At 42.0% G+C, this 13,107-nt stretch carries 9 protein-coding genes; 2 read left to right on the top strand and 7 right to left on the bottom strand.

What is annotated here, in order from left to right:
- Positions 1 to 251: 251 nt before the first annotated feature.
- Complete coding sequence (locus ACFX4H_RS03250) at positions 252 to 1,862, top strand: glycoside hydrolase family 10-like protein (protein ID WP_377433911.1); 1,611 nt, start codon at positions 252 to 254, stop codon at positions 1,860 to 1,862.
- A 162-nt stretch (positions 1,863 to 2,024) separates the two neighbouring features.
- Complete coding sequence (gene anmK / locus ACFX4H_RS03245; protein WP_377433908.1) at positions 2,025 to 3,197, top strand: anhydro-N-acetylmuramic acid kinase AnmK; 1,173 nt, start codon at positions 2,025 to 2,027, stop codon at positions 3,195 to 3,197.
- Between the two features lie 90 nt (positions 3,198 to 3,287).
- Here anmK and ACFX4H_RS03240 read toward each other — a convergent pair whose 3' ends face one another.
- From ACFX4H_RS03240 to ACFX4H_RS03210, 7 genes are all read right to left on the bottom strand, one after another.
- Positions 3,288 to 4,727 (bottom strand): NAD-dependent succinate-semialdehyde dehydrogenase, encoded by a 1,440-nt coding sequence (locus ACFX4H_RS03240; protein ID WP_377433905.1) that lies wholly within the window; start codon positions 4,725 to 4,727, stop codon positions 3,288 to 3,290.
- Entirely contained in the window at positions 4,724 to 6,112 is a 1,389-nt protein-coding gene (locus ACFX4H_RS03235) for a DUF3360 domain-containing protein (RefSeq protein WP_249598819.1), read from the bottom strand. The genes ACFX4H_RS03240 and ACFX4H_RS03235 overlap by 4 nt, the downstream gene beginning before the upstream one ends.
- Positions 6,113 to 6,126: 14 nt before the next feature.
- Positions 6,127 to 7,278, bottom strand: a complete 1,152-nt coding sequence (locus ACFX4H_RS03230; RefSeq protein WP_377433902.1) for an iron-containing alcohol dehydrogenase — start codon at positions 7,276 to 7,278, stop codon at positions 6,127 to 6,129.
- A gap of 121 nt (positions 7,279 to 7,399) precedes the next feature.
- Positions 7,400 to 9,004 (bottom strand): sigma-54 interaction domain-containing protein, encoded by a 1,605-nt coding sequence (locus tag ACFX4H_RS03225; RefSeq protein ID WP_377433899.1) that lies wholly within the window; start codon positions 9,002 to 9,004, stop codon positions 7,400 to 7,402.
- Between the two features lie 1,064 nt (positions 9,005 to 10,068).
- Positions 10,069 to 11,562 (bottom strand): aldehyde dehydrogenase family protein, encoded by a 1,494-nt coding sequence (locus tag ACFX4H_RS03220; protein ID WP_377433896.1) that lies wholly within the window; start codon positions 11,560 to 11,562, stop codon positions 10,069 to 10,071.
- Between the two features lie 54 nt (positions 11,563 to 11,616).
- Positions 11,617 to 12,582 (bottom strand): PDR/VanB family oxidoreductase, encoded by a 966-nt coding sequence (locus tag ACFX4H_RS03215; protein WP_377433893.1) that lies wholly within the window; start codon positions 12,580 to 12,582, stop codon positions 11,617 to 11,619.
- A 5-nt stretch (positions 12,583 to 12,587) separates the two neighbouring features.
- Entirely contained in the window at positions 12,588 to 13,106 is a 519-nt protein-coding gene (locus ACFX4H_RS03210; RefSeq protein ID WP_241634306.1) for a hypothetical protein, read from the bottom strand.
- Position 13,107: the final 1 nt, after the last annotated feature.

The following is a 13,107-nucleotide window of genomic DNA, read 5'->3' as shown; positions in this document are numbered from 1 at the left end:
TAATTTCAATATTGTGTATACATTTTTAAAAATTAATTTTAAAATAAATGTAAGGTAACTAATTGATTGTTATCTTTCTGCTAAAAATAAAGGTGAAACGAGTAGCCATTTCGTGAACCAAACCTACGATTCTTTTTATTGTTGGATTTTATCTCAGTTTTCATAGGTGATAGATACATATATTCATTATTTGTTAACGCTTACAAATAATTAAATATAAATATTAGTAATGAAATGAGGTTGTACTATTGATGCATGAAAGAATTACAAAGAAAAAATTCGGTTCATTGGCACTAGCCGCTTTGGTGGGAGGATCACTTCTCCTTCCAGCTGATTTGATTGCAAAAGCTGAATCAGGGACAATCCCGCAAGCAACTACTTATGTAAAACAGGAACTGCGGGCAACTTGGATTGCAAGTGTGTTAAATATTGACTGGCCGTCCAAACCTGGTTTATCCATATCAGCACAGAAAGGGGAATTCATAAAATATTTGGATGAACAAAAAGCGATGGGGATGAATACTGTCGTTATGCAAATCAAACCCACTGCGGATGCTTTTTATCCTTCTGAATACGGTCTTTGGTCAAAATATTTAACAGGGGTCCAAGGAAAAGATCCTGGTTATGACCCTCTTGCATTCATGGTAGAAGCGGCACATGATCGCAATATGGAATTCCATGCGTGGTTTAATCCGTACCGCATTACGATGCCTTTAGGTAAAACAGCTGAAATAGCGGATATTGATAATCTTCCAGAATCTCATCCTGCTAGAAAGCATCCGGATTGGGTCATACCATATGGACAGCAATTGTACTTTGACCCAGGCATTCCTGGCGTACAACGGTTTGTGATCGATGGAATATTGGAAGTTGTTAAGAATTATGATATCGATGCAGTCCATATGGACGATTATTTCTATCCTTACAAGATTGCAGGAGTACCTTTCCCAGATGATATTTCCTATCAAAAATATGGAGCAGATAGATTTACAAATGTTGAAGATTGGCGCAGGGATAATGTAAATAATCTTGTTAAGAATATAAATGAAGAAATCAAGGCAGAAAAATCATATGTGAAGTTTGGTATAAGTCCATTTGGAGTTTGGCGCAACAAAGCAGTTGATCCCACAGGATCTGACACTGCCGCTGGACAAACGAATTATGATGATTTATATGCAGATACCCGAACATGGATCAATAATGGATACATTGATTATATTGCGCCTCAATTATATTGGAATATAGGATTGCCAGTAGCTGACTATGCCAAACTTCTGGATTGGTGGACAAAAGAAGTCGCAGGTAAAAATGTTCAACTCTATATTGGACAGGGAGACTATAAAATTAATACAGAGTCCAATGGTGTGCAAAACTGGTTCAACCCTGAAGAAATGCCAAACCAGTTAAAACTGAATCGAACATATAAGGAATTTGATGGAAGCATGCATTTCAGTGCCAAGGATTTACGGAAAAACCCTCTTGGGATAGCGGATCGCTTAAGCGAGGATATTTATAAGCATCCCGCATTGGTTCCAGCCATGCCTTGGATTGATGATCATGCACCAAAGGCCCCAAAGGTGAGCAAGGCCACACAATCAGGAGATGGGATACAATTCGAAATTCAAGATCATAAGCAATCAGATGCAACCTATTATGCCATTTATCGTTTTGATGGGAAGAAAAAAGGAAACATTGAAGATTCAACGAACTTACTTGCCACAGTGCATAAAGAAAATACAAGTCAATTGTTTAATGACGGCAGTGTAGAAAAAGGAAAGACTTACACATATGTTGTGACAGCATTGGACCGCACCCACAATGAAAGCAAACAAACTAAACAGATTGATATAAAAGTAAAATGATCTTCAAGAAATAGCATGATAGTTTAAAAGACCCTCTCAGTGAACAATGGACGTAAAGCATCCATAAACAATATATTGGAAAAGGTTTTATCTTAATAGCATACACTGTTGTATATTATGCTATATCAGGATGTTAAAAGAATCGAAGTAGGTGGAATGACGATGTACATAGTTGGATTAATGTCCGGAACATCACTGGATGGAATTGATGCCGCACTCGTTCGGGTGAATAATAGTGGACTCGAGACTGAAATCGAAATGATTGAGTTCATGACATGCCCGTTTCCAAAAGAAATTGAAAAAGAAATTATGCAGTCTTTATCTGCAGATACATCCAATGTGCAGTTAATATGCAGTTTGAATTTTAAATTAGGGAAATTATTTGCCAATGCAGCAAAGGAAGTATGTCATAAAGCTGGTTTTCCCATTAATAAACTTGATCTTATTGGATCCCATGGACAAACCATTTACCACCAGCCTTTAAAAGAACAAAATTATATACCCTCCACTTTGCAAATTGGGGAAGCTGCAGTAATTGCTCACGATACAAACACACTTGTAATCTCTAATTTCCGGACGATGGACATGGCTGCTGGTGGACAAGGAGCTCCTCTTGTTCCTTTTACCGAATACATTCTTTATAGAAGTGAAGCAAAGGGACGATTACTTCAAAACATAGGTGGCATTGGAAACGTAACCGTCTTACCCAAGCAAGCATCTTTGGATGACATGTACGCTTTTGATACAGGGCCTGGGAATATGATCATTGATGAAGTATGCCGCCAATTGTTCAATATAAGCTATGACGAAGGTGGAAACATAGCTAAACAAGGACAAATCAATGACGAACTTTTATCTTATTGTATCAGTCATCCTTATATTATGAGCCCTCCACCAAAATCAACGGGCAGGGAATTGTTTGGAAAGCAATATGTAGTAAAACTATTAAAGATGTTTGAATCGCTTCCAAACCAAGATATTTTGGCAACAGTAACGATGTTTACAGCAAAGTCCATTGTGGAAAACTATCGAAATTTCATCTTTCCAAAAACCAGTATTGAAGAAGTGATCATTGGCGGAGGTGGCAGCTATAACAAAACGCTATTAAACATGATTCAATCACTGCTTGGAAATTCTATTCGAGTTATGACTCAAGAAGAGTTGGGATACTCTTCTGAAGCAAAAGAAGCGGTGGCTTTTGCATTACTTGCAAATGAGACTTTCCATGGTCATACAAGTAACGTTCCCATGGCTACCGGTGCTGACTCCGATGTCATCCTTGGAAACATGACCTTTCCTCCTTCCTATCTGAAGGGACGTAAAAATGTATTTTAACCATTCAAAAAGAGTGGAAGGCACATCGATAATTGATGTGCCTTCCACTCTTTTTTTGCCTTAAGAATCATGGCGGACCCTTCCGTTTTTTTACTGGCCAAGCTGCATGGAGACATACTTCACTTCTAAATATTCATCCATGCCGTAGTGTCCGCCTTCCCTGCCTATACCGCTTTCCTTCATGCCTCCAAATGGCGCTTGTGCAGTGGATGGGGCACTGTCATTAATACCGACAATCCCATATTCAAGTGCATCCGAGTAGGCAACCGCCTTATTAAGTGACTCGGTATACACATAAGCTGCCAAGCCAAAATTCGTGTTATTGGCTCGATCTATCGCTTCTTGATCGGTTCTGAATGTACTGACTGGCGCAATTGGCCCAAACGTTTCTTCCTGCATGCACAGCATATCATCCGTTACATTGGAAAGTATGGCTGGTGCTATGAAATGGCCTTGTTGTTCATCGACTTTTGAGGTGTTATGGAGGATGGCCCCCTTACTTGCAGCATCCTCCAATTGAAGCCGAACCTTTTTAACTGCAGCTCCATCTATCAATGGACCAAGATCGGCTCCTTCCATTCCATTTCCAACCTTCAAAGCTAAAACGGCTTGTTCGAAAGCTTGTAAAAACGGCTGTTCAATTGTCTCATGGACGAATATCCTGTTCGCACAAATACATGTTTGTCCAGCATTCCTGAATTTCGATAGAATCAAACCATTTACTGCTTCTTCGATATTCGCATCCTCAGCAATGATGAACGGAGCCAATCCACCGAGTTCAAGCGAGACTTTTTTCACTGTTTCTGATGCCTTTTTCATTAAATGTTTCCCTACTGGAGTGGAGCCGGTAAATGTGATCTTCTTAACACGTGAATCATTCATCCACACGTCTGATACATCTCCCGGTTTTTGTGTAGTTACAATATTTATCACACCAGCCGGAATGCCCGCTTCATGAGCACTTTCAACCAATAGCAAAGCGGTCAAAGGTGTTTGTTCCGCGGGTTTTATGACCACGGTACATCCCGCAGCAAGAGCTGGCGCCACTTTTCTCGTGATCATGGCAGCAGGAAAATTCCACGGGGTAATGGCAGCAATGACACCGACTGCCTGCTTTTGCACTAAAATACGCTTTGATGCAACGGAGGCTGGAATGATTTCCCCATAGTTGCGCTTTGCTTCTTCAGCGAACCATTTCACGAAACTTGAGGCATACTTCATTTCACCTTTTGCCTCTGCCAATGGCTTTCCTTGTTCCAGGGTCATGATCGTTGCGATTTCATCCAGCCTGTTCTCAATGATTGTATACCATTTCTCAAGTAATCCCGCCCTATGGTATGCACTCGTTTTCGACCAAGTCAGAAAAGCAGCTTGAGCTGCATCCACAGCAGCCCTTGCCTCTTTTTCGTTAGCGTCCGGAACATAGCCCACAGGCTCCAATGTTGCTGGATTTTCCACTACAAAATGACTTTCTGTATAAATAGGTGCTCCGTTAATATAAATTGGCCATTTTTCCACTACTTTTTTCATGATGCTTTACTCTCCTCTTCTTCTCCATGTTCTGTAAAAGTCTTATCATTCTCTCCTTTGAAAAAGTCCTTGCCATATAATAGGGCACATAATAGAATGCCTGCAGCAAACGCCATGCCAGCACCTTTTATAACAAGGATGGCAGCAACGACACCTGCAATTCCGAGGTCGCGTTGGCTCTTCGCCTGCATCACGCCTACGCGTACGCTAACATATCCTTGAACCAAAAGCGTCAAGGCCAAGGCGACACCGAGAATGGGTTCCACCAGGCTGACTACCGGCAATAAGAACAACCCTGTATTCGTACCCCAACGGAACGAGCCGGCACCGCCGAAGAAAGAATTCATGGCTTTCTTGCCATTCTTGAACCGTTCCACAACTACGACCTGCATGGCTGCCCACAACGGACCGCACATTGTTATATCAGGTCCGATAAAACTCATGATCACATTACGGCCGCCGAAAATTAAATGGGCTCTGTTTGGATTGTAGTCCACTTTTTCATCTTCCCTGACCTCATCGGATTCAGAAAGCAGCGCTTTTGTTTTGAGCACATCACCGAATACGACTAAATAAGTAGCAAATACAGCTGGAATCGCACTTAAAAAGAAGGTCAAGGCAGGAAAACCTAAACCGAAAACAGTATAGTCTGACCAAAGCGTAGCAAAATCCGGACTGCTGAATCCCCATTGGATATCAGGCCATTTTGCTTCTCCAAAAATGGGGGCTACAAAGACCGCGAGCAAAATTGCCGGCAATATCCCTAAATTCCCTATGAATACCCAAACTTTATTTCGCATTTTCAATTTTCCAAAACTTTTCGAAAAAAGCAGATAAAAAGCAAAGCCGATACAAATGCTAATTGTATAAGGAAATAAATCAAACTTTCCACCCACTTCAAAAATGGAAACGACAGCACCAATACCCGCCCCTAAAATAATGCCTGATTTGATTGCATTCGGCACTAATCGCACGACCTTACTGGCAAGTCCGGTCATCCCTAGCAATATCGATAAGATACCTAATGTTAATTGAAACGCAACGAGTGCATAGACCCGATCAGGCCCCTCCGGAAATTGCCCGACGAACAATACAAGCAATGGAACCGCAGGTGTAATCCAACCTGGTATAACCGGGTCTCCGAGTAAATGATGCGCCAAGTATAATAATCCATTCAAGATAACGACGGCCAGGGCCACATCAAAAGGCATACCGAGATGGTCTGCAAGCAGCGTTATCGCTCCAAGGTCAACTGCACACATCAATAATCCTTGAACGTAGTCAGGCCACTCAAAACGATAATGGACAAATGGCAGTCTAATCTTAAAAGGTCCCGCAGGTATATACGATGTCTCTTCTCCGTAGCGGCGTTTTTTCCATTTCATATTGTTTCCTCCACTTACAAGCCATAGGCTGAACGATATATTTTTTCGATATCCCGAACGTTTAACGCACGGGGATTATTGCGAAGTAAACGGACTTGTTTGATGGCCTCGGCAGCCATTTCACTTAAAGCCGATTCAGGAATCTCAAATTCACTTAGTGACTGTGGTATATCAACATGGCGACATATTCTGGTCATCGCTTCTATCGCTTTATCCGCTGCCTCATCATCATTTAAATGATTGACTTTCTCTCCAAGTGCTTCAGCAATGTCGCGAAACCTTTCCAAACAGGCAATTTTATTCCACTTCATGACAAATGGCAGTAATAATGAATTGCTGACTCCATGTGATAAATGGAAGCGGCCTCCAAGCGGATAAGCTAAGGCATGAACAGCTCCAACACCTGCATTGCCAAAAGCTAACCCTGCCATTAGGCTTCCAGTGATCATCGCTTCCCGTGATTCCAGATTATCCGGCGCAGCATAAGCCTTTGGTAAATGTACGGCGATTAACTTCATGGCCCCAATTGCCAACGCATCCGTAACGGGCGACGCAAATTTGGAAATATAGGCCTCTACGGCATGAACAAGTGCATCCACTCCGCTCGCAGCAGTCACACTTGGCGGGCAAGTCAGCGTCATGACGGGTGATACAATCGCTACATCCGGTAAAAGGTACGGACTTACGATTCCCTTCTTAACCTGTTCTTTTTTGTCCGATAAAATCGAAATATTCGTCACTTCTGACCCGGTACCTGCCGTCGTGGGTATAGCTATTAAAGGGAGACCTGGAACTTCAATCAAGTTCGTACCGAAATAGGTCTCGATGCTGCCTGAATTCGTAGCCATGACGGAAGAGGCCTTTGCAATATCAATCGCACTTCCACCGCCTACCGCAATCAGTCCATCATGTTTTCCGTCCTTGATTGTCCGTACACAATGCTCAACGATTTCAATTTCCGGTTCTGGATTCACATCCGAGAAAATACCGTATGCTGATGAAAGTAAATCCTCAACCCTTTGTATAACCCCGGCACCCACTAAAACTTTATCTGTAACGATCAACGGATTCCTCATCCCTAATCGCGTAGCCTCATCAGTCAGCTGCTGTAAAGAATCTGCTCCTGTCACCAATTTGTTAGCCATAGAAAATATAGAAATATTCATGTTTATCTCCCCTTTCATGTTTTTACTAATGCAGGAATCATGCCAAAGTGAAAACGCTTAATTTATAAGGGAGATACCTTTTTAACAGGATCAATAATGAGTAGAAATCAAATCAAAAAAACTAATTCGATTCGTTTTCTAATCGAATGTGAAATTTTTTCATTTTTTGCACCAAAGCGCTTTGACTGATATCCAAAGAGATGGCGGCGGCCCTTGTAGTCCCATATTTTTTCATCGCATTCAATATCAGTGAACGCTCCAGCTCGGAAACGGCTTCCTTCAAAGAATGTGTTGTAGTTTTTCTTGATAAGACCGGCTGGATGATAGATGGTAAATTAGGTAAATCAATCGTATCATCATAAGTCGTGACCACCAGCCGCTCTGCAAGACTCGCAAGCTCACGTATATTACCAGGCCACGAATAGTTCGTCAGCCATTCATAGCATTCCGGTGTCATCTTTTTCTTCTCATTATATTTTTCATTGAATTTTTTCAAATACATTTCTAAAAGCGGGATCGTTTCTTCCTTTCTCTGGCGCAAAGGCGGGACTTCAAAGGAAACGATATTAAGCCGGTAATAAAGATCTTCGCGGAAGGATCCTTCTTGCACGAGGGAGGCCAGATCACGATGGGTGGCTGTAATTAACCTGACATCCACTTCTTTCATTTCGGTAGAACCCACTCTCATAAACTTATTTTCTTCTACCACTTTCAAAAGTTTCACCTGTAACTCTAAAGGTAAATCCCCAATTTCGTCCAAAAATAACGTGCCACCATTCACTTTTTCAAAAATCCCCATTTTTCCATTCTTAAGGGAACCGGTAAATGCCCCTGGTTCATATCCAAAAAGTTCAGATTCCACCAAGTTCGCTGGAATGGCTCCGCAATTTAATTCAAGGAAAATTTTTTCCTTTCTGGAGCTTTTGGCATGTATGTACTTGGCGATTAAACTCTTCCCTACTCCCGTTTCCCCCTGTAACAAGATCTTCGCATCCGTTTTAGCCACTTTATCAGCCAGTTTGAATAAAGGAGTTGTAGAAGGACCAATGATTATTTCCTGTAAATTCACCTGTTCCGAGCCAGGCAATAATTGGGAAATAGGTTGGAAAGATAACTTTTGGCTGTCAATCGTATACTTCATCCGAATTAATTCAGTAATATCCCTGACACTATTTATGACAAATATGACTTCACTTTGTGGCGATAGAATAGGTGTGGCCGATACGATTATCTTTCTTCCATTCCGAATTCTTTGTGTCAAAGTAACTTGATTCTTCGTTCGAATGGAATCCAATGAAGCTGAAACGGATATCATACCTTGCTCAATTAAATAACTCATCGGTTTTCCGATGATTTCCTCTTCTCTTATTCCAGTAATACGTTGATAAGCTTGATTGATAAATAATGTCGTTCCATCACCATCCGTGATATACACTCCATCATACAGAGCATTAAAAACAACCCTGCATAAATCACTCTCAAAGAATGCTTGAAATTGCTCATATGGTATTGAGTAATTCCGTAAATTTTGCAGCGGTGCATTAACCGTAATGAAATGAGAAATGGGCTTCGTCAAATCACTCTGCTGCACTGCCGCTGATAAAGCCTCTATTGTCAAAAATCCGATGAAATCCTCTGAATCATCCAAAACTTCCACTTCAGTGCTTCCTATCGGGAAACACGATATTGCTTCCTCCACTGTCATATCCGAATAAAACTTAGTCATCAATATCCACTCCCTGACTGGTCTTAACTATTTGATAGAACGCTTCCTCCTTGATTGAAGACTTTTTGAAAGTCCTGTCGGCTTCCAAGTCTATTCAATTAAAGAAGGCAATGAACTTATTAACTTATATTATGAGCATTATGTAATGTTTTTTCCTTTTTAATGATACTATGTACGACAATCAACGACACCAAGAATAAATGCTGCACCGGTAAAACGATTCAATCTCATTGCCCTATTTCTGATTAAAACGATAAATAGCAATGGTATGTTACTTTTATCATATCAATGGTGTTTTTTATGCTCAAATCCATTTTCATTCATCACAGGAAAACTTGTCCATTTGTTGCATAATAAAAATGCCTGCGAAATGGCTTATATCTTAAGATTGTTAATTTCAGATACTTTAAGGGTTAAGAACTAATTGTTAAGTGTTTTTAAAAATTTCTCGACAGTTTGAAAAAACCTAATCCTTATTTGGATTAGGTTTCAGACTGTAGACAAACTCGATGAAAACTCAGTGTGCATTGAAAAAAGTTGCAGCTGATTTCAGAGATGCGCTCCCTTTCCGCCGACTGTCTGCCAAGCCTCCTCAGCGCAAGCGCCTGTGGGGTCTCGGCTAGCCAGTAATTCGGCAGGAGTGTCGCAAATCTCTTCAATCTAGTGAGGATTACATCCGTATAAACTAGTAAAAAACATGAAAGATACTCAAGTTTAATATTGGCTCAGGGCGAGTGCAATTCGAAACTCCTTTTGTCAAAAAATTGATGAAACCGCCAGACTGTTTAAACGAATTGGAGAAGAAGAGACAGTTTCCCTTCAATATTTCTTAAAAAAGAAGTTCCAGTTGATTGGAATGGAAGGTACGAGACTCCTGCGGGAAAAGCGTGGCCAAGGGAGACCCCGCAGGCGAACAGCCGAGGGCGGACCGCCCGCGGAAAGCGAGTGCCTGGAGTGGAAATCATTACACATAACCCTTTCACTAACCCCATTTTGTCGCCAAACTGAAACCTAATCCGTATTTGGATTAGGTTTTTGGTTTGATTAAAGAAAGTAAGTGACGATTATTTTGGAAACCAGCCGACGGGTTTTACATCGAGATTAATGTTGATTTGTTTAATTTCCTGGTATTCGTCCAAGCCGTATTTTCCTAAACTGCGTCCAATCCCGCTCTGTTTGTAACCGCCCCATGGCGCCTCGACATATGTTGGATGATAATCATTTACCCATGTGATGCCTGCCCGTACCTTCTTGATCACACGCAATCCTTTTGCTCCATCGTTAGTGAAGACGCCGCCTGCAAGTCCGTAGTCTGTATCATTTGCCAGTTTAATAGCTTCTTCTTCATCTTTGAACTTTTGAATGACAACGACTGGACCGAAGATCTCCTCTTGTACGATGCGCATGTCAGGTGTTACATCGGTGAAGACAGTCGGTGCAATGAAGTACCCTTTGTCAAGACCGTCATCAACAAGACGGTAACCGCCTGCCGCAAGTGTCGCACCTTCCTGTTTGCCGATTTCAATATAGTTCAAAATGCTATTCATTTGCGCTTCGCTGACAATGGCCCCCATGTTGCTGTCTTCTGCAAGTCCAGGTCCAACTTTAATTTTATTTGCACGTTCAACATAACGTTTTACATATTCATCATAAATACTTTCTTCAACTAGAATTCGGCTGCCTGATGAACAAACTTGGCCGACACCGAAGAAGATGCCAAATAATCCGTAATCGACGGCCGTCTCTAAATCTGCATCTGCAAAAACGATGTTAGGTGATTTACCGCCAAGCTCAAGGGAAATTTTCTTTAAGTTCCCCGCTGCCGCTTTCATGATAGAGCGGCCAACATCCGTACTTCCCGTAAATGAAACAATGTCAACATCGTTGCTTTCCGCAATGGTTTGACCGACAACTGTGCCGCGGCCCATCACCATATTAGCCACACCTTTCGGGATGCCTGCTTCCTCCAGGATTTCGAATAATTTCATTGCTGTTACAGGTGTCACTTCAGCCGGTTTATATACAATGGTGTTTCCTGCCGCAAGCGCCGGTGCGATTTTCCAGACACTCATTAGAAGTGGGAAATTCCAAGGTACAATCAAACCGGCTACACCTACTGGCTCACGAACAACCATCGCTTGCACGGGAGCGGGAACTTGATACGTTTCCCCTTCTGGATGAAGGACCAAACCAGCGTAGTAACGGAAACACGCGGCGGCATCAGCAATATCGAAACCTGCCTCTGCTTTAAGTTTCCCGTTGTCCATTGTTTCAAGAATCGTTAACTCTTCGGCACGTTCATCGATTTTATCAGCGATTTTATATAGGTAGGAAGCACGCTCCTGTGCTGTTAGGCCTGACCAGATTCCACTTTCAAAGGCTGCCTTCGCTACTGAGATTGCCCTTTCTGTATCTTCTTTGGTGGCACGCGGAGCTTTTGCGATGATTTCCTGTGTTGCAGGATTGATTACCGGGATTACTTCATTTGAAGATGAGGTCTGCCACTTACCGTCGATGTAATTTTTAAGCTCTAATACTGCCGTTTCTAATATTGTCATGTTTCATTCCTCCGGTTTTCATTATTTTTTATTAATCTTAACGGAATTTAATCGTTACAGTTTTAGGACCAGTCTGTCTTCCTTCGCACGTGAGCAGCATGTCAGGATTGACTTTCGTGTTTGACGGTTTTCTTCGCTAAGGAAGAAATCCCGGTGATCCACTTCACCTTCTGCAACATCCACCTCACAACTTCCGCACCCGCCGACTTTACAAGAATAAGGTGCATCGATTCCTTCCCTTAAAAGCGCATCAAGCAGTGTTTCACCCTCATGAACGTGGATGGACCGATCGCTGTCCGTAAGGTCGACGATGAAAGGATCTCTCGCCCCATCATTTTTTGTCGCAAATAATTCGAAGTGGATTGCATGTTCCGGATAACCATATGAACTGGCAGCTTTTCGATACTCTTGCACCATCTCGATTGGTCCGCAAAAATAGACGTGCGTGCCAATGCGATGATCCATCATCGTCTCGGGCATCATTCTGCGTTTGTCTTCTGCCTGCGAAAAATAAAAGTTGCATTGATCAGGGTATTTGGCTTTCAGCAGATCATAAAAAGCACATAACTCCGGAGTGCGTGCTGCATAATGGAGTTCGAAGGTTTGCCCTTCGGCGGCCATGTCTTCCATCATTGCCAGAAATGGGGTTATGCCGATTCCAGCTGCATAAAAAGCATGATGCTTAGCTCGAAAGCTGAGAGGGAAGTTATTTTTGGGAAAACTGACTTCCAACCTGGAATCTATCTTTACTTGATCATGCCAGAAAGCCGAACCTCCGCGTGATGCCCCATCACGCCGAATGGAAATTGTATATTTATTGCGGTCCCTTGGGTTGCTGATAAGAGAGTACTCTCTCTCGAAAATCTTATCTCCAGACGGCATGTAAGTGGTCAAATGCGAACCGCCTGTAAATGCAGGCAACGGCATTCCATCAACTGGAATCAACTCGAACTGTTTCACGAATGGAGTTTCTTGAATGATCTTGTTTACTTTCATTTGAATATTTCCTACTACCCGCATGATGATCAGCTCCCTACTTCTTCTTTTCCGATCGGGATGTATGGGTAACCAATATAACCTTCCCGTACGATTGAATAAAAAGGACCTATTTCAAGACTGGCTTTGCAATGGTCACATTCTGCAATTTCTGCTTCTTCTTCGACTTCCGACACTTCGAAACATTTCATGCAATATACGTATCGTCGTTTAGGCCCGATAATCACCGTCTGGATCTCAGCTTCAGATAGACCAGCCTCCACTCCGAGCGAGAAGATCATCACGGCATTGTTCCATGCAGCCGCAATATAAAATTGGGTGCCCATCTTTTGTGACAGGATGACTCTCTTAATCTCCTCTTTATCTTCCATTCCGTTAATGGATAGACATTCAACAGGCACTGTACCTGCAATTTCAGAAGTGAAACTTTTCGCCTGATCATATCCGGCTTGATCAGAAATGACAACAAACTTTCTTCGTTCATTCCGAGGGGTAAATTTGTTTACGATCGTAATGGATTTATCAAACAATACTGGACTATTGTACAAG

Origin of the sequence: Peribacillus sp. YIM B13477 (assembly GCF_042787955.1) — a bacterium.
In the GTDB taxonomy this organism is placed as follows: Bacteria; Bacillota; Bacilli; order Bacillales; family DSM-1321; genus Peribacillus; species Peribacillus frigoritolerans.
The sequence above is the reverse complement of the archived record's forward strand: the minus strand, read 5'-3'. Positions and strand labels throughout refer to the sequence as shown.